The sequence below is a fragment of the Actinomadura geliboluensis genome (genome assembly GCF_005889745.1).
GTDB classification, from domain to species: Bacteria; Actinomycetota; Actinomycetes; order Streptosporangiales; family Streptosporangiaceae; genus Spirillospora; species Spirillospora geliboluensis.
This window is the reverse complement of record NZ_VCKZ01000018.1, coordinates 1-17,099: the sequence shown is the minus strand read 5'-3', so window position 1 is coordinate 17,099 and position 17,099 is coordinate 1. Positions and strand designations below refer to the sequence as shown.

The window sequence follows — 17,099 nt, the reverse complement described above, 5'->3', positions numbered from 1 at the left end:
CAGGACGACCGTCAGGTTCGCTCGGTGAGCGCGGCCTCGGACGCGAAATGGCACGCGCTCGGATGCGCGGAGCCGTCGCGCTCCTCCAGCGCGGGCGTCTCGTCCGCGCAGACGTCGCGGGCCTTCCAGCAGCGGGTGCGGAACCGGCAGCCGGACGGCGGGTCCAGCGGCGACGGCGGCTCGCCCTCCAGCCGGATCTGCCCCGTCCAGCCGGGCGCGTCCGGGTCGGGCACCGGCACGGCCGACAGCAGCGCCTGCGTGTACGGGTGCGTCGGATGCTCGTAGATCTGCGTCTCGTCGCCGGTCTCCACGACCTTGCCGAGGTACATCACGGCGACGCGGTCGGAGATGTGCCGGACGGCCGCCAGGTCGTGCGCGATGAACACGTACGCCAGGCCCAGCTCGCGCTGCAGCTCGGCGAGCAGGTTCATCACCTGCGCCTGGACGGAGACGTCCAGCGCCGACACCGGCTCGTCGCACACGATCACGTCGGGGCGCAGCGCGAGGGCGCGGGCGATCCCGACCCGCTGGCGCTGCCCGCCGGAGAACTGGTGCGGGTACCGGTTGACGTGCCCCGGGTCGAGGCCGACGAGCTCCAGCAGCTCCTGGACGCGGGCGCGGCGCTCCCCCTTCGGCGCGGCGTCCGGGTGGATCGCGAACGGCTCGCCGACGATGTCGCCGACCGTCATCCGCGGGTCGAGCGAGGAGTACGGGTCCTGCATCACCAGCTGGATGCGGCGGCGCAGCGCCCGCAGCTCGGCCCGGCGCAGCGCGAACACGTCCCGGCCGTCGAAGCGGACCGTCCCGGCGGTGGGCCGCTCTGCGGCGAGCAGCAGCTTCGCCAGCGTCGACTTCCCGCACCCGGACTCGCCGACGATGCCGAGGGTCTCGCCGCGGCGCAGCTCCAGGTCGACGCCGTCCACGGCCTTCACGTGCCCGACGGCGCGCTTGAGCACGACGCCGCGGGTCACCGGGTAGTGCTTGACGAGCCCCTCCACCTGGAGGATCGGCGGTTCACTCGGGTCCGGCACCGTGCACCTCCGCGGCGAAATGGCAGGCGGCCGCGTGGCCCGGCGCGACCGCGGTGAGCGGCGGCCGCTCCGCCGCGCAGACCGCCTCGGCGCGCGGGCAGCGCGGCTGGAACGGGCAGCCGGGCGGCAGCGCGGCCGGGTCCGGCGGCGCCCCCTTGATCGGGACGAGCGGCGCGCCGCGCCGGTCCAGCCGCGGCACCGACGCCAGCAGGCCCCTGGTGTAGGGGTGGGCGGGCCGCTCGTACAGCTCCCGGGCGGGCGCCTGCTCGGCCACGGACCCGGCGTACATGACGACGATGCGGTCCGCGACGCCGGCGACGACGCCGAGGTCGTGGGTGATCAGCACCATGCCCATCCGCAGCTCCTCCTGGAGCCCGGCGAGCAGCCGCATGATCTGCGCCTGGACGGTCACGTCCAGCGCGGTCGTCGGCTCGTCGGCGATCAGCACGTCCGGCTCCAGCGCCAGCGCCATCGCGATCATGATGCGCTGGCGCATGCCGCCGGAGAACTGGTGCGGGTAGTCGCCGAGCCGCTTGGCCGCCGACGGGATCCGCACCCGCTCCATCAGCTCGACGGCCTTGTCCCGGGCGGCCCGCCGTCCGAGGCCGCGGTGCACCCGGTACATCTCGCGGAGCTGGTCGCCGACCGTGAACACCGGGTTCAGCGCGCTCAGCGCGTCCTGGAAGACCATCGAGACGCGGTCGCCGCGGTAGCCGCGGCGGCGCCGCTCGGGCAGGCCGAGCAGCTCCTCGCCGCGCAGCCGCACCGACCCGCGCTCGACGCGGGCGGGCGGGGAGTCGAGGATGCCCATCACCGCCTGCGCGGCGACGCTCTTGCCCGACCCCGACTCGCCGAGGATCGCGAGCGTCTCGCCCTCGTCGAGGCTGTACGACAGGCCGTTCACCGCGCGGACGTCCCGGCCGCGCACGCGGAACACCACGTGCAGGTCGTCGACGCTCAGCAGCGGCGGCGGCGCGGGGGGCGCATCGTCCTTCACATCCGTGAGCATTCAGGGTCACCGCAGCTTCGGGTCGAGGGCGTCGCGGACGGCGTCGCCGAGCATCAGGAAGCTCAGCACCGTCGCCGACAGGAACACGGCGGGGAAGACCAGCAGGTGCGGGTGGTCGATGAAGGAGTCCTTCGCCTGGTTCAGCTGGAGCCCCCAGGAGACCTCCGGGTACTGCAGGCCGACGCCGAGGAAGTCCAGCGTGGCCTCCCCCACGATCACGTTGCCGACGTTGAGGGTGGCGACCACGATCACCGGGGCGATCGCGTTCGGCAGGATGTGCCGGGCCATGATCCGGGCGTCGGACGCGCCGAGCAGCCGCGCCGCCTGCACGTAGTCGGCGTCCCGGACGGAGATCACCTGGCCCCGCATGATGCGGATCATCGTCGTCCAGCCGAGCAGCACCAGCACCAGCGTCATCGCCCACACGCCGTGCGAGGGGAACGCCACCAGGATCACCGTGGCGCCCAGCACGAACGGCAGCCCGAAGAACACGTCGGTGAGCCGCGCGATCACCGCGTCCATGATCCCGCCGTAGTACCCCGACAGCAGCCCGAACACCATCGCGATCAGCAGCGCGAACAGGGTGACGGCGACGCCGATGAGCAGCGTCGGGCGGGCGCCGTGCACGACGTGCGCGTAGTAGTCGCAGCCCGCGAGGTCGGTGCCGAACCAGTGGTCGCCGGACGGGCCGGCCTTGGCGGCGTTCGGATCGCAGCCCTGGTTGACGGCCGTGGCGGTGAACAGCCGCGGCAGCAGGGCCATCACCGCGACGAACGCCAGGATCGTCACCGAGATCCAGAACACCCAGCGGCGGCGCAGGTCGCGCCACGCGTCGTCCCACAGCGACGCCCGGCCGATCCCGCCGCCGGCGGCGGCGACCGCCGCCGCGCTCGTCCCGGCGGCGCTCGTCCCGGCGGTGAGCGCCCCCGCCGCGTCGGGCGCCGGTTCGGCCTCGGCGCCCGGCGGGCCCGCGTCCTCGATCTTCATGCGCGCCTCACTCGTACCTGATCCGCGGGTCGAGCACCCCGTACAGCAGGTCCACGACCAGGTTGACCAGCAGGAAGATCAGCACCAGCACGGTGACCGCGCCGACCACGACCGGGCCCTCCTTCAGCTGGATCGACTGGAACACCTGCTGCCCGATGCCCGGCAGGTTGAAGATGCCCTCGGTCACCACCGCGCCGCCCATCAGGTTCCCGAAGTCGACGCCGAGATAGGTCACCACGGGGATGAGCGAGTTGCGGAGCGCGTGCCGGCCGACCACCCGCGCCCGCGACAGGCCCTTGGCGTTCGCGGTGCGCACGTAGTCGGCCCGCAGGTTCTCCGACAGGCTCGTGCGCGTCAGCCGCGCCACGTACGACAGGCCGAGCGAGCCGAGCACGATGCCCGGCAGCAGGTAGCTCACCGGCCAGCCCTCGTCCGTCCCGGCGGTGGGGAAGATCTGCCAGTGCAGCCCGAACAGCAGCTGCGCGGCGTACCCGAGGACGAACACCGGCACCGCGATCACCAGCGTCGTCCCGCCGAGGACGAGGGTGTCGGCGAACCGGCCGCGGCGCAGCCCCGCCCACACGCCGAGCGCGATCCCGATGGCCAGCTCGAAGATCCAGGCGGTGAGGGCGAGCCGCGCGGTCACCGTCCACCGCCCGCTGAGCATCTCCGACACGCTCTGGCCGGTGTAGTTCTCGCCCAGGTCGCCCTGGGCGAGGCCCCACATGTACTTCCCGTACTGCACCAGCAGCGGGTCGTTGAGGTTGTACCGGTCCCGGAGCGTCTGCAGGACGTTGTCCGGGACCGGCTTGTCCCCGGCGAGCGCCTGGATCGGGTCGCCCGGAAGCGCGAACACCATCACGTAGATGAGCAGCGTCGTGCCGAAGAAGACGGGGACCGCCTGCAAGAGCCGCCGTAGGACGTACCTCCACATCGCCGGTTACTTCACCGTCACGTCGGTGGCGACCAGACCCGTCGAGTACGGAGTGATCGTGACGTTCTCGACGTTCTTCGAGCGGCCGCCCTCGCCCGCCCACGTCCACAGCGGGATCATCGGCATCTCCCGGATCGCGATGTCCTCGGCCTGGTTGTAGAGCGCGAGCGCCTGCTGCTGGTCGGCGGCCCGGTTGGCCTTGGCGATGAGGTCGTCGAACTCCTGGTTCTTCCAGCCCATGCGGTTGTCGGCCGACCCCCACATGTTCTCCAGGTAGTTCTGCGGGCTCGGGTAGTCGGCCTCCCAGTTCTGCCGGTAGGGGCCCTTCTCCTTGCGCTCGCGCAGCATCGAGAAGTAGTCGGACGCGGGCACCTGCCGGAACTGGACGTCGGTGATGCCGAGGTTGTCGCGCAGCGAGTTCGCGATGATCCGCATCCACTGCGCGTAGGTCGGCTGCGCGTTGGAGAAGTACAGCTCCATCGTCCCCTTGAACCCGCCGGCCTTGTCGAACAGCTGCTTGGCCTTCGCCGGGTCGTAGGTGCACAGCTCACCGCACGCGTTGGGACGGTGGCCGGGGATGATGGACGGGATCAGCGAGTCGGCGGGGAAGTAGTCGCCGTTGTAGACCGCCTTGTTGATGCCCTGGCGGTCGATGACCATCGAGATGGCCTTGCGCAGGTCCGGGTTGGCGAACCGCTTGTCGAACACCGGGAAGCCCAGGTAGTCCGTGGTGCTCATCTTCCGGGCGAGGAACCGGTCCCCCAGCAGCCGCTTGGCCTCGGGGACCTTCGCCGACGGGATCGTCTGCAGGACGTCGATCCGGCCCGCCCGCAGATCGGTGTAGGCGGTGTCGGCGTTGGAGTAGCTCTTCCAGGTCACGCCCTTGTTCTTCGCCTTGCGCGGCCCCGCGTAGCCCGGGTAGGCGACCAGCTTGATCTGCTTGTTGCGCTCCCAGTTCCCGTCCATCTGGTACGGACCGTTGCCGATCGGGTGCTCCTCGAACGCCTTCAGGTCCTTCAGGCCCGCGCTCGGCATCGGCGCGTACGCCGGGTACGTCAGCAGCAGCGGGAACTGGCTGAACGGCGCGTTCAGCGTGACCTTGAGCGTGTCGGCGCCGGTGACCTCCAGCCCCGACAGCTTCTCGGCCTTCGGCTTGGCGTTCTCGTCCTCGGGGTTCATCTCCTCGTAGCCCTTGATGTACGAGAAGTAGGAGTTGGCCCCCATGGCGTTCGGGCCGTACGCCGCGTTGTTCCACGCGTCGGCGAAGCTCTGCGCGGTCACCGGCTCGCCGTTGTGGAACTTCTGCCCCGCCCGCAGCTTGACCGTCCAGACCTTCTGGTCGCCGGAGGTGACGGACTCCGCGGCCAGCGGCACCGCCTTGCCGTCCTGGTCGAGCGTCATCAGGTTGTCGAACAGCTCGGTGATCACGTCGAAGGCGTAGCTGCCGGTCGTGTTGGCGGGCACCAGGTGGTCGGGCTCGGAGTGCCCCACGGTGAACGTCCCGTCGCTCGCCCCCGCCTCATCGCCGCCGCAGGCCGACAGCCCCAGCGACGCCGTGAGCGCCACCGCGACGGCGCCCGCGATCTTCCACCGCACACCCCATTGGCTGGTCATGCTCCTCCTCGGCCCCGGTCCACGGGCTCTTGGCCGCCCGCCGCACCTCGATTGTTGGCAGGGTCGTACTCGCGGTGACGTTTTGCACACAGCGCTGACGGAGTCGAAACCGGATCGAGACGTTCTTGATCATGCTTCTCCGATTCCCCGTGCGACACACCGCCACTCCGTTGACACGGGGCGGTCCCCGGGGAAAATGAAGCCTCGTCGCGAATCGGAGGTGCGATGGAGGACGGGGCGGACACCGAGGCCGGCCGGATCTGTGCTGATCTGATCCGCTTCGACACCACCAACCGGGGCGAAGGGGTCGCCCGTCCGGAGCGCCCGGCGGCCGAGCACGTCGCCGCGCTGCTGGACGAGGTCGGCGTGGAGGCGCGCGTCGTGGAGTCGGCGCCCGGCCGGGCGAGCGTCCTCGCCCGCGTGCCCGGCACCGACCCGTCGCATCCGGCGTTCCTGGTCCACGGGCACCTCGACGTGGTCCCGGCCGACGCCGCCGACTGGACCGTGCCGCCGTTCTCCGGCGAGGTGCGGGACGGGTGCGTGTGGGGGCGCGGCGCGGTCGACATGAAGGGCAGCCTCGCGATGACGCTCGCGGTCGTCCGGCGGCGGCTGCGCGAGGGGCGGCGCACGCGCGGCGACCTGGTGCTGGCGTTCCTCGCCGACGAGGAGTGCACCGGCGACTACGGGTCGCGGTACGTGGTGCGGGAGCATCGCGAGGTCTTCGAGGGCTGCACGGAGGCGATCAGCGAGTCCGGCGGGTTCAGCGTGGAGGCCGACGGCCGGCGGATCTACCCGGTCGCGACCGGCGAGCGCGGCACCACGTGGCTCAAGCTGACGGCGCGCGGCACCGCCGGGCACGGGTCGAAGCCGGCGCCCGACAACGCGGTCGCCGAGATCGCGCACGCGGTGTCGCGGCTGGCCGCCCACGAGTGGCCCGTCCGGCTGACGCCGGGCGTCCGCGCGCTGCTCGACGGGCTCGCGAAGGCGCTCGGCACGACCATCGACCACGACCGCCTCGACGCGGAGGCCGCGCGGCTCGGCCGGGCCGGCCACCTGTTCGCCGGGACGATCCGCAACTCGGCCAACCCGACCCGGCTGGACGCCGGCTACAAGGTCAACGTCGTGCCCGGCACGGCGACCGCGCAGGTCGACGGCCGCTACCTGCCCGGCACCGGCGAGGAGTTCCTCGCCACGATCGACCGGCTGCTCGGCCCCCGCGTCACCCGCGAGTTCATCAACTACGAGGAGGCCCCGGCGGCCGACCCCGCCGGCCCGACGTTCACCGCCCTCGCCGAGGCGCTCCGCACCGAGGACCCGCAGGCCCACCCCGTCCCCTACGTGATGGCGGGCGGCACCGACGCGAAGTCGTTCCACCGCATCGGCATCACCAGCTACGGCTTCGCGCCCCTGCGCCTCACGCCGGACCTCGACTACTTCGGCATGTTCCACGGGGTGGACGAACGCGTCCCCCTCGACGGCCTGGCCTTCGGTACCCGCGTCCTGGACCACTTCCTGGACACGCGCTGATCCCCGGCGCGCAGGCGGGCGGAGTGGCGGCCCGGTCGTGCGAGCACGACCGGGCCTGCGCACGGACGGGTCACCGGGACTTCTGGTAGCTCCTCACCGAGTAGGTCGCCAGCGCCACCGTCGCCGCGGCCAGGGCCAGCAGCCAGGAGCCGTGCAGGGCGGCCGACGGCCAGTCCGGGTCGGCGGACAGGGCCGCGCGGGCGGTGTCGAGCGCCCAGCTCACCGGGTTGGCGGCGGCCACGTGCCCGATCCAGGACGGCATCAGGTTCGCGGGCATGAACGCCGAGGACAGGAACGTGAGCGGCAGCAGCAGCATCACGTTCAGGCCGATGATGGTGTTGCGGTCGCGCACGAGCAGCGCGAGCGTGTTCGACAGGGCCGCGAGGACGACGCCGATCAGCACCGAGGCGGCGACCAGGACGGCCAGGCCCGCGGGGCCTCCCGGGTAGTCCGCGCCGGCCGCCCAGCCCAGCAGGACGATCACCAGGGACTGGAACGCCGTGCTGAGCGCCTGCTCGACGACGCCGGCGTGCACGATCGCGCCGCGGCGCACCGGGGTGACGAGGAAGCGGTCGAGGGTGCCGCGCTCGATCTCGTCCATCGTCGCCATCCCGGCGAAGGAGTTCAGCGACACCGCGTTCATGACCACGACGCCGGGGACGATGTAGTCCAGGTAGGACTGGGCGCCGAACCCGGGGAGCTCGGCGACCCGCTTGAACAGCTCGCCGAACAGGAACAGCCAGATCATCGGCTGCGCCAGCGTCATGACGAGGACGGCGGGGTTGCGCAGCAGCGCCGTCAGGCGCCGGTGGGTCATCCACCAGGTTCCGGTCACCAGCGCGGTCATCGGGCACCTCCCGCGGTCGCGGGCTCGGCCTCGGCGTCGGCCAGGCGGCGCCCGGCGTAGCGGAGGTAGACGTCGTCGAGCGAGGGCCGGGCGACGGTCGCGGTCGCCGCGGGGACGCCCGCCTGGTCGAGGGCCGCGAGGACGGCCGGGACTGCGGCGGCGCCGTCACCGGTGCGGGCGCTGAGGCGCGGGCCGTCCAGGACGATCTCGCGGACGCCGGGGAGCCGGCCGAGCACCTCCCGCACCACCGGCTCCGGAGGCGCCTCCGGCCAGGCGACGTGCACGGCGTCGCCGCGCAGCTCGCCCTTGAGCCCGTCGGGGGTGCCCGTCACGACGACGCGGCCCCCGTCGACGATCGCGACCCGCCCGGCGAGCCGGTCGGCCTCCTCCAGGTAGTGGGTGGTCAGCAGGATCGCGAGGGCGTCGTCGCCGGCGAGCCGGCCGATCTCGGCCCACAGGGCGGCGCGCGCCTCGGGGTCGAGGCCGGTGGTGGGCTCGTCGAGGAACAGCACCCGCGGGCGGTGGACGAGGCCGAGCGCGACGTCCAGGCGCCGCCGCATGCCGCCCGAGTAGGTCTTCACGCGGCGCGCCGCCGCGTCGTCCAGGCCGAAGCGGGCGAGCAGCTCGGCGGCCCGCCGCCGCGCCCGCGCGCCGGACAGCCCGTACAGGCGGCCCTGCAGGACGAGGTTGTCGCGGCCGCTCGCCTCCGGGTCGGCGCCGGACTTCTGCGCCACGACCCCGATCAGCCGGCGGACCCGGTCGGGCCGGCGCAGCACGTCGTGGCCCGCTACGGCGGCGGTGCCCGCGTCCGGCCTGATCAGCGTGGTGAGGATCTTGACGGTGGTGGACTTGCCGGCCCCGTTGGGGCCGAGCAGCCCGACGATCTCGCCCTGGCCGACGGTGAGGGACAGCCCGTCCAGGGCCCGGACGTCGCCGGGATAGGTCTTCACGAGGCCCTCGGCCTCGATGGCGTGCGCCATGGTTCCTCCGTGCTCGACGGAGGGGTCCCGGATAGGCTGGAGATGCGTGCTCGCCGCCAGGGCCCGCTCCGTGCGGATCTTCGGTGGTGGGTTCTCCGGCCCGGCGGCGGTGTTGCCGCACCGCCGCCGGGCCGCTCCCGCGCTACTCCTGGGGGGCTCCCCTCTCCGCCATCTCGGCGATCTCGGGCGGCAGCTCTCCGGTCCGGTGGAAGGCGCGCCACATGTCGAGGTGCGGCAGGGTGCCGTCCTCGATCTCGGCGAGGAAGCCGCGCACCCACGCGGCCTCGGCGCGCCTGATCGCCAGGTCGTACTCCTCCTCGATCAGGAAGATGCGCGGCACCTCGGCGGTCGCGAGCCCCTCCTCGTCGGCGGCGATCTGCCGCTCCAGCGCGTCGAGGCGGCGGCGCAGCAGGACGGCGACCTCGTCCGGGCCGAGCGCGCCGAGGACCGACAGCCCCGCCTCGAACCGCGGCACCTCGCGCTCGGGCACGGCGATCAGCTCGCGGACCCAGTCGGCGAGCTCCGCCGCGCCCGCGTCGGTGATGCGGTAGACGGTCCGCTCCGGCCGCGCCCCTTCACGGACGCTGCCCTCGACGGCCAGGAAGCCGTGCTTCTCCAGGTTGCCGACGACCGTGTAGAGCGACCCCCACTTGATGTCCATGTCGCGGTCCTTCCCGCGGGCGCGCATCACGGCGGCCATCTCGTACGGGTGCATCGGCTTGGCGGAGACCGTCGACAGCACGGCGAGGCCGAGGAGGTTGCCCACCTTGCGCCGCTTGGCCATCCCCGGCCTCCTCGTCCACGAATACTCGCTTGCGAGTATAGGTCGCGGCCTCCGCCCCGTCCAGACCCGATCCGGGCGGCGCGCCGCGGGGTAGAGACCAGGCGTGGACTTCAGCAGCGCGGCCGACGAGCTCTACGGCGTGCCGCCCGCGCGGTTCGTGGAGACGCGCAAGCGGCTCGCGCGGGAGGCCAAGGACGCCGGCGACGCCGCCCTCGCCAAGCGCATCGGCGCCCTGCGCCGCCCGACGCTGTCGGCCTGGGCGGTGAACCTGCTCAGCCGCTCCGCCGCCGGGGAACTGGGGCGGCTGCTGGACGTGGGCGCCGAGCTGCGCTCGGCGTGGGGCGCCGGCGGCGGCCTGCGCGACCTGGAGCAGCGCCGTGCCGAACTGGTCGCCTCGCTCGTGCGGACGGCGGGCGACCTCGCGGCCGAGGCGGGCGGCGACCTGCGCGAGCAGGCCGTCCGGGAGGTCGAGGACACGCTGCAGGCCGCGACCGTGGACGCGGAGATCGCCGACGACGTCCGGGCGGGACGCCTGGCGCAGCCCCGCAGCCACACCGGTTTCGTCCCCGCCGGCTTCCCGATGGCACCGCCGGAGAGGAAGCGCGCGAAGCCCGAGCCGGAGCCGGAGCCGGAGGAGGCGCCCGAGCCGGAGCCGAGGAAGAAGGAGAAGGAGAAGCCCGAGCGGCCGAGGCCGACCGTGACGCGGACGAGCGCGGCGCGGGCGCGGCGCGCCGAGACGCTGCGCAGGCGCGCCGAGGAGGCCGAACGCAAGCTGGCCGAGCGCACCGAGCGGGCGGACGCCGCGAAACGCGAGGCCGGCGAGGCGTCCGCCGAGGTCGGGCGGCTCCGCCGCGAACTGGAGCGCGCGACCGCAGACCGGGACGCCGCGGCCCGCCGGGCCGAGCGCGCCGAGCAGCACCGGGCGCGGGCGGAGGAGGCCGCGCGCGAGGCCCGCACGGCCGCCGCCGAGGCCCGCCGCGCCGCCGAACGTGACGCGCGGCACGGCTGACCGGCCCCCCGGCGGCGTCGCGGGCGTCCGGCATCAAGTAGGTTCAAGTAGAACGTGATTCGAGGATCAAGGGGGCGCGCGGTGACGGCACCGGTCGTGGAGCAGCCGACTGACTGGACCGAACCGGGCGCTCATCCGGTGGTGCCGGGGGTGCACCGGATCCCCCTGGCGCTGCCCATCCCGTCGCTGCACGCCGTCAACGTCTACGTGATCGAGGACGACGGCGGCCCCGTCGTCGTCGACTCCGGCTGGGCGATGCCCGACACGCGCACGACCCTGGAGAAGGCCCTCCGCTCGCTCGGCCACGGGCTGGACGACGTCGCGCAGTTCCTCGTCACCCACGCGCACTGGGACCACTACTCGCAGGCCCTCGCGCTGCGCGAGTCGTTCGGGACGCGGGTGCGGATCGGGCGCGGCGAGCGGCCGTCGATCGAGGCGTTCGACGTCCGGCGGGGCCTGCACCCCCGGCAGGTCGAGATGCTGCGCCGCTGCGGCGCGGACGCCCTGGCCGCCGAGATCGCCGGGATGCCGGTGGACCGCTCCGAGCGGGACATCCCCCACACGCTGCCGGACGCCTGGCTCGACGACGGCGAGCGCGTCGGCCTCACCGTCCGGGACCTGGACGTGTTCGCCACGCCGGGCCACACGCGCGGCCACATCGTGCTGCGGGACGCCGCCGCCGGGCTGCTGTTCGCGGGCGACCACATCCTGCCGCACATCACCCCGTCCATCGGGCTGGAGACGGAGCCGGAGCGCAAGCCGCTGCGCAGCTACCTGGAGTCGCTGCGCCTCGTCCGCGACATGCCGGACACGCTGCTGCTGCCCGCGCACGGCCCGGTGAAGCCGAGCGTGCACACCCGGATCGACGAGCTGCTGGAGCACCACGCCGAGCGCCTCGACGCCGCCGCCGCGCAGGTCCGGGCGGGCCGCGACACGGCGTTCGCGGCCGCCGAGGCGATGCCGTGGACCCGCCGCCGGCGCAGCCTCGCCGACCTGGACGCCTTCAGCCGGATGCTGGCCGTCCTGGAGATCGAGGCGCACCTGGACGTGCTCGCCGACCGCGGCGTCCTCGACGTCCACGAGGAGGGCGGCGTCCGCCGCTACGCCGCGAAGCGCTGACCCGCCCGGAGGCGCCCGAGCACCGCCGGGTTACGCTGATCGCCGGTCTCCCAGCGGAAGGAGCGGCGATGACGGTCGCCCCCGAGTTCACTGCGATCACGTCCGCGGCGGAGCTGCGCGAGCTGCTCGGCGCGCCGATGCGGCGGGCGATCGACAAGGAGCGCGTCACCCTGCACGCGTGGGACCGGGAGTGGCTCGCCCACTCCCCGCTCTGCCTGATCTCCACCAGCGACGCGGACGGCAACTGCGACGTCTCCCCCAAGGGCGACCCGCCCGGGTTCGTGCACGTCATCGACGACACCACGATCGCCATCCCGGACCGGCCCGGCAACCGCCGCGCCGACGGGTTCATGAACGTGCTGAGCAATCCGCACGTCGGGCTGATCTTCCTGGTGCCGGGGCGCGGCGAGACCCTGCGGATCAACGGCCGGGCCACCCTCGTCCGGGACGCGCCGTTCTTCGACGAGATGGTCGTCCGCGGCCACCGGCCCGCGCTCGCGCTGATCGTGGACATCGAGCAGATCTTCTTCCACTGCGCGAAGGCGCTGATGCGCTCCAAGGTGTGGAAGCCCGAGACGTGGGACCCCGAGTCGCTGCCGGCGCACGCCCGGATCGTCAAGGACGTCCAGTACACCGAGGAGACCCTGGAGCAGTTGGAGACCCACTACTCCGAGGCGAACTACGACAAGAAGCTCTACGGGAGCTGACCGGCGGTACGAAAGGACCCCCGCGCTTCGCGCGCGGGGGTCGGACGGTGGTCGCGGTCAGCCGCTCTTGCGCCGGAACTGCCGCTGATGGTCGGCGCGGTCATGCGCGCCGCGCACCTTCGAGCCGTTCCTGCCGGTCGCGCCGGCGTTCTTCGCCGCCGCTCCGCGCTTGCGCTCCAGGGCCTCCCGGAACCTGCGCTTGACGTCGTCCTCGCCTTCGGCGGGTTCTCCTGACGTTTCGGCCATGCGGACCTCCAGCTCTCTTAGGGGCACCTCCCAGCCTCACACATCGCGCGGGGATTCGGCCATCCGGGTCCGTCCGAAAGATCATTTTGGGCGATTCCACCGCAATCAGCGTCGGCGGCGAACGATCTCTCCTATGGTTTGTGCACGTGGAGCCCCAGACGCCGCAGGCAGACCCCGCACCCGCGCACCCCCCGCTGGAGGCGCTCGCCGTCCAGCCCCTGCTGAACCGCGACTACGAGTCCCGCCCCGCGGTCTTCTACGAGCGGCTGCGCGCGGAGTACGGACCGGTGGCGCCGGTGGACGTCCTCGGCGTCCCGGCGTGGCTCGTGATCGGCTACACGCAGACGCTCGACATCATGCGCGACGCCCGCGGGGTCTGGAGCCGCCGCGTCGAGAACTGGCGCCAGTACCGCGACGGCGCCGTCCCGGCGGACTGGCCGATGCTGCCGGTGGTGCTGTCCGACAACTCGGCGTTCCGCGACGGCGCCGACTCCACCCGGCTCCGCAGCGCCTGGAGCGAGGGCCTGCGCCCCTTCCAGGAGCGCGCCCGGCCCGAGGCGAAGGCGCTCGAGCTCGCCGTCCGCCGGTACGCCGACGAGCTGATCACCGTGCTGTCGGAGAGCGGCGCGTCCGGGTGGGCCGACCTGTCCGCCCAGTACGCGCGCCCGCTGCCGCTGATGGTGATCGGCCGGCTGCTCGGCACCGCCGCCGACGGCGACGACGAGATGATCATCGACCTGTGGCGGGTGATGGACGCCGGCCCGGACGCGCAGGAGGCGTCCGACCGGCTGCACGCCCGGTTCGCGGACGTGTGCGCCGCGCGCGTCGCGTCCCCCGGAGCCGACCTGCCGTCCTACATGCTCGCCGCCGTCCCCGACCTGACCGCCGAGGAGCTCACCCGCGAGATGGCGATGCTGTCGGGGCTCGTCGGCGACGTCACCGGGACGCTGATCTGCAACACCATCACCGAGGTGCTGATCGGCGACACCGGCGCCCGCGACAGCATGTCCGCCGGCATGATCCAGGAGGCGATCAACCGGGCGGCGGCGGCGAACCCGCCGATGGCGAACCTGTCGTTCCGGTGGGCCAAGGCGGACGTCCGGCTCGGCAAGTTCCAGATCGCGGCCGGCGACCCGGTCATGGTGTCGCCCGCCGCCGCCCACCTGGATCCGGCGTTCACCGGCGCCACGGCGCCGGACTCGATCTACTCCTCCCGCGCCCACCTGGCCTGGAGCGCCGGCCCGCACGCCTGCCTCGGCCGCGACCTCGCCACCACCATCACGACGATCGCCGTGGAGCGGCTGTTCGACCGGTTCTCCGCGCTGCGGCTCGCGCTGCCCGCCGACCAGCTCCCCTGGCGGTCGTCCCCGCTGATGCGGGGCCTGCGGTCGCTGCCGGTCAACTACGAGCTGGCCGGTCCGCCGCCCGAGCCGCACCCGGCCCCGCCCGCCGCCGAGGAGGCCGCGGAGGACACCGCACCGGACGAGCCCGCCGAGAACTCGCTGGCGCGGCGCGTCCTGCGGCTCATCCGCCGGTCCTAGCCCGGCCGGGCACGGGGCCGTCCAAGATCGGCCGCATGTTTGGACACGGCCGCCCGGGAACGCTCTTCCCATGCCAGACATGAGCGACAAGCACGGACCGAGGGCCGATGACGAGATCGGCCGCGAGACGCACGGCATGGTCAGCGGCGGGCACTCCACCCACGCCGAGGAGTTCAAGGAGCCCGAGCCGTTCTCCGACGACTACCCGGCGGACCCGAACGCGTCCGCCGCCGGGGACCGCGAGGGCTCCCCGCCCGGCATGAGCGCGCGGGACGTGGAGGGCCGCAGCGCCCTCGCCCGGATGCTCAGCGGCGTCCGCTACCCGGCCCGCCCGAACGAACTCGTCCGCCACGCCGCCGAGGCCGGCGCCCCGGACGAGGCCGTCGACCAGCTCCGCACCCTCCCGAAACGCGAGTACGAGAACGTCGCCGACATCGCCGAGGAACTCGGCTACGGCCGCGAGGAACGCCGCTACTAACCACCACCTCCGCTAGGACTGGCGAGGGCTGCGGGTGCGGGTGCGGGTGCGGAGAAGGGGGATCTGGCCGCCGGCGGCCACCAGGTCTCGCTGGCGCGGGGACAGGCGGTGCCGTGCCCGGTACGTCTCGTTCTTGGTGGTGTTGCGGACGTCGATCTCGGTCCCGGCCTTCAGGGCGTCCCGGATGTTCTCCACGCGCAGCACGTCGCCCTGCTCCACGCGGTCGTAGTCGTCCTCGGCGGTGAATTCGAGGGGCAGGATCCCGAAGTTGACGAGGTTCTGCCAGTGGATCCGCGCGTACCCGCGGGCGAGGACGAGCCGCAGCCCGAGGTGGCGGGGCGCGATGGCGGCGTGCTCGCGCGACGAGCCCTGGCCGTAGTTGCGGCCGCCGACGACGGCGTGCGGGCCGGTCTCGCGGGCCCGGTCGGGGTAGTCCTCGTCGAGCTGGACGAAGGCGAAGTCGGCGAGCCGGGCGATGTCGCTGCGGAACGGCAGGGCCCGCGCGCCCGCGGGCAGGATCTCGTCGGTGGACACGTCGTCGCCGACCTTGATGGCGACGGGGATCTCCAGTTCGTCGGGGAGCGGGTCCAGTTCCGGCAGGACGCCGATGCTCGGCGCCTTATCCAGTTCGACGCGGCGGGCCTCGTCCTCGGGCGGCGGCGCTTCGAGCATGTCGCGGTTGACGCTGGAGGCGGCCGGGAGGCGGACGGCCGGCGGGTCCGTGCCGAGGTCGCGCGGGTCGGTGATCCGGCCGGTGAGCGCGGCGGCCGCGGCGGTCTCCGGTGAGCACAGCCAGACCCGGTCGTCCTTGGTGCCGGAGCGGCCGGGGAAGTTGCGCGGCATGGTCCGCAGGCTGTTGCGGCCGATCGCGGGCGCCTGCCCCATGCCGATGCAGCCCATGCAGCCGGTCTGGTGGATGCGGGCGCCGGCCTGCACGAGGTCGGTGGTCGCGCCCATCCGGGTGAGGTCTACGAGGATCTGCCGGGACGTCGGGTTCACGTCCAGCGACACCCGCGGGTGCACCTGGCGGCCCTTCACGATGGCCGCGACGGACGCGAAGTCGCGCAGCCCGGGGTTCGCCGACGAGCCGACGACGACCTGGTGGACCTCCTCCCCCGCGACCTCCCGCACCGGGACGACGTCGCCGGGCGAGCTGGGGCGGGCGATCAGCGGCTCCAGCGCGGACAGTTCGATCTCCTCGGTGACGTCGTAGGACGCGTCCGGGTCGGCGGTGATCTCGGTGAAGTCGTCCTCGCGGCCCTCGGCGCGCAGGAACGCGCGGACCTGCTCGTCGGCCGGGAACACCGTCGTCGTCGCGCCCAGCTCGGCGCCCATGTTGGCGATGACGTGCCGGTCCATCGCGGTCAGCGCGGCGAGGCCGGGCCCGTGGTACTCGATGATCCGGTTGACGCCGCCGCGCACCCCGTGCCGGCGCAGCATCTCCAGGATCACGTCCTTGGCGCTGCACCAGGGCGGCGGCTCCCCGGTCAGCCGGACGCCCCAGATCTCCGGCATCGTCACGTGCAGCGGCTCCCCGGCCATCGCCATCGCGACCTCCAGGCCGCCGACGCCGATCGCGAGCATGCCGAGCGACCCCGCCGCGCAGGTGTGGGAGTCGGAGCCGACCATCGTGGCGCCGGGCACGCCGAACCGCTGCATGTGCGTCGGATGCGACACGCCGTTGCCGGGCTTGGAGTACCAGAGCCCGTACCGGCGGGCGGCGGACCGCAGGAAGATGTGGTCGGCCATGTTGCGCTCGTCGGCCTGCAGCAGGTTGTGGTCGACGTACTGGACGGACACGTCCGTGCGGACCCGGTCCAGGTCGAGGGCCTCCAGTTCCAGCATCACCAGCGTGCCGGTCGCGTCCTGGGTGAGGGTCTGGTCGACGCGGATCCCGATCTCGGCGCCGGGCCGCATCTCGCCGCTCACCAGATGCGAGGCGATCAGTTTGCGGGCGACGTTACGGCCCCCCGTGCCGTCTGCCATGCTCTCTCAGCTCCTCTGCTCCTTGCCGTCGCCCGGGACGCTCCCGATCCGGCGGGGTTCGTGGACGGCGCGGTCGGCGGGCGGCCCGCACCAGTGGCCCAGCGCGTCGCGGATCTCGGCGGCGCGCCGGTCGGGGGCGGTCTCGTCGGTGGCCCAGGCGATGTAGCCGTCCGGCGCGACGTCCGCCACCGACCCGACCGTCACCCCGCGGATCTTCACCGGGGCGCCGGCGCCGAGGCCCTGCCCGGCGCGGCCGAACTCGGCGGTCAGCACCGTGCCGGGGTCGCGGCCCGGCCGAGC

General features: G+C 73.3%; 17 protein-coding genes. 6 read left to right on the top strand and 11 right to left on the bottom strand.

Translation table 11 applies throughout. The annotated features are described in order from the left end of the window. Nucleotides 1-11 precede the first annotated feature (11 nt). The 5 genes from ETD96_RS04780 to ETD96_RS04760 are packed head-to-tail and all read right to left on the bottom strand — an operon-like array spanning nt 12 to nt 5,575. Nucleotides 12-1,031: an ABC transporter ATP-binding protein gene (locus ETD96_RS04780; protein ID WP_138634654.1), complete on the bottom strand. Its 1,020-nt coding sequence runs from the start codon at nt 1,029-1,031 to the stop codon at nt 12-14. Continuing rightward, complete coding sequence (locus ETD96_RS04775) at nt 1,015-2,040, bottom strand: ABC transporter ATP-binding protein (RefSeq protein ID WP_138634650.1); 1,026 nt, start codon at nt 2,038-2,040, stop codon at nt 1,015-1,017. Before ETD96_RS04775 ends, ETD96_RS04780 begins: the two co-directional genes overlap by 17 nt. 6 nt (nt 2,041-2,046) lie before the next feature. Then, the gene (locus tag ETD96_RS04770) at nt 2,047-3,027 is read right to left on the bottom strand and encodes an ABC transporter permease (RefSeq protein ID WP_138634647.1); all 981 of its coding nucleotides are present in this window, start codon (nt 3,025-3,027) and stop codon (nt 2,047-2,049) included. A 7-nt stretch (nt 3,028-3,034) separates the two neighbouring features. Then, nucleotides 3,035-3,961: an ABC transporter permease gene (locus ETD96_RS04765; RefSeq protein ID WP_138634644.1), complete on the bottom strand. Its 927-nt coding sequence runs from the start codon at nt 3,959-3,961 to the stop codon at nt 3,035-3,037. A 6-nt stretch (nt 3,962-3,967) separates the two neighbouring features. Beyond that, on the bottom strand, nt 3,968-5,575 hold the full coding sequence (locus ETD96_RS04760; protein ID WP_138634641.1) for a peptide ABC transporter substrate-binding protein: 1,608 nt from the start codon (nt 5,573-5,575) through the stop codon (nt 3,968-3,970). A 225-nt stretch (nt 5,576-5,800) separates the two neighbouring features. Between ETD96_RS04760 and ETD96_RS04755 the strand changes: the two genes are divergently transcribed. Then, nucleotides 5,801-7,102, top strand: a complete 1,302-nt coding sequence (locus tag ETD96_RS04755; RefSeq protein ID WP_138634638.1) for a M20/M25/M40 family metallo-hydrolase — start codon at nt 5,801-5,803, stop codon at nt 7,100-7,102. Between the two features lie 70 nt (nt 7,103-7,172). Here ETD96_RS04755 and ETD96_RS04750 read toward each other — a convergent pair whose 3' ends face one another. The 3 genes from ETD96_RS04750 to ETD96_RS04740 all read right to left on the bottom strand — a co-directional run bounded on the left by ETD96_RS04750 (nt 7,173) and on the right by ETD96_RS04740 (nt 9,713). Further along, a complete protein-coding gene (locus tag ETD96_RS04750; RefSeq protein ID WP_138634635.1) occupies nt 7,173-7,949 on the bottom strand; it encodes an ABC transporter permease in 777 nt (258 codons plus the stop codon). Beyond that, nucleotides 7,946-8,929 (bottom strand): ABC transporter ATP-binding protein, encoded by a 984-nt coding sequence (locus tag ETD96_RS04745; RefSeq protein WP_138634632.1) that lies wholly within the window; start codon nt 8,927-8,929, stop codon nt 7,946-7,948. The genes ETD96_RS04750 and ETD96_RS04745 overlap by 4 nt, the downstream gene beginning before the upstream one ends. A gap of 142 nt (nt 8,930-9,071) precedes the next feature. Beyond that, the gene (locus ETD96_RS04740; protein ID WP_138634629.1) at nt 9,072-9,713 is read right to left on the bottom strand and encodes a PadR family transcriptional regulator; all 642 of its coding nucleotides are present in this window, start codon (nt 9,711-9,713) and stop codon (nt 9,072-9,074) included. Between the two features lie 103 nt (nt 9,714-9,816). Here ETD96_RS04740 and ETD96_RS04735 point away from each other — a divergent pair, with 103 nt between their 5' ends. The 3 genes from ETD96_RS04735 to ETD96_RS04725 all read left to right on the top strand — a co-directional run bounded on the left by ETD96_RS04735 (nt 9,817) and on the right by ETD96_RS04725 (nt 12,548). Beyond that, on the top strand, nt 9,817-10,722 hold the full coding sequence (locus tag ETD96_RS04735; RefSeq protein WP_138634626.1) for a hypothetical protein: 906 nt from the start codon (nt 9,817-9,819) through the stop codon (nt 10,720-10,722). Nucleotides 10,723-10,803: 81 nt separating this feature from the next. Beyond that, nucleotides 10,804-11,841: an MBL fold metallo-hydrolase gene (locus ETD96_RS04730; protein ID WP_138634623.1), complete on the top strand. Its 1,038-nt coding sequence runs from the start codon at nt 10,804-10,806 to the stop codon at nt 11,839-11,841. Between the two features lie 68 nt (nt 11,842-11,909). After that, nucleotides 11,910-12,548, top strand: coding sequence for a pyridoxamine 5'-phosphate oxidase family protein (locus tag ETD96_RS04725; RefSeq protein WP_138634620.1), 639 nt, complete (start codon nt 11,910-11,912; stop codon nt 12,546-12,548). Between the two features lie 57 nt (nt 12,549-12,605). On the opposite strand, the gene ETD96_RS04720 is transcribed toward ETD96_RS04725, so the two are convergent. Next, nucleotides 12,606-12,794, bottom strand: a complete 189-nt coding sequence (locus ETD96_RS04720) for a DUF5302 domain-containing protein (protein ID WP_138634617.1) — start codon at nt 12,792-12,794, stop codon at nt 12,606-12,608. Nucleotides 12,795-12,940: 146 nt separating this feature from the next. Between ETD96_RS04720 and ETD96_RS04715 the strand changes: the two genes are divergently transcribed. Continuing rightward, on the top strand, nt 12,941-14,335 hold the full coding sequence (locus tag ETD96_RS04715) for a cytochrome P450 (RefSeq protein WP_138634614.1): 1,395 nt from the start codon (nt 12,941-12,943) through the stop codon (nt 14,333-14,335). Nucleotides 14,336-14,414: 79 nt separating this feature from the next. Next, entirely contained in the window at nt 14,415-14,813 is a 399-nt protein-coding gene (locus ETD96_RS04710; RefSeq protein ID WP_240807234.1) for a DUF2795 domain-containing protein, read from the top strand. A 12-nt stretch (nt 14,814-14,825) separates the two neighbouring features. On the opposite strand, the gene ETD96_RS04705 is transcribed toward ETD96_RS04710, so the two are convergent. Then, a complete protein-coding gene (locus ETD96_RS04705; protein WP_138634608.1) occupies nt 14,826-16,799 on the bottom strand; it encodes an aconitate hydratase in 1,974 nt (657 codons plus the stop codon). Nucleotides 16,800-16,805: 6 nt separating this feature from the next. Next, a partial coding sequence (locus ETD96_RS04700; protein ID WP_138634605.1) for an MlaD family protein occupies nt 16,806-17,099 on the bottom strand: 294 nt, incomplete at its 5' end.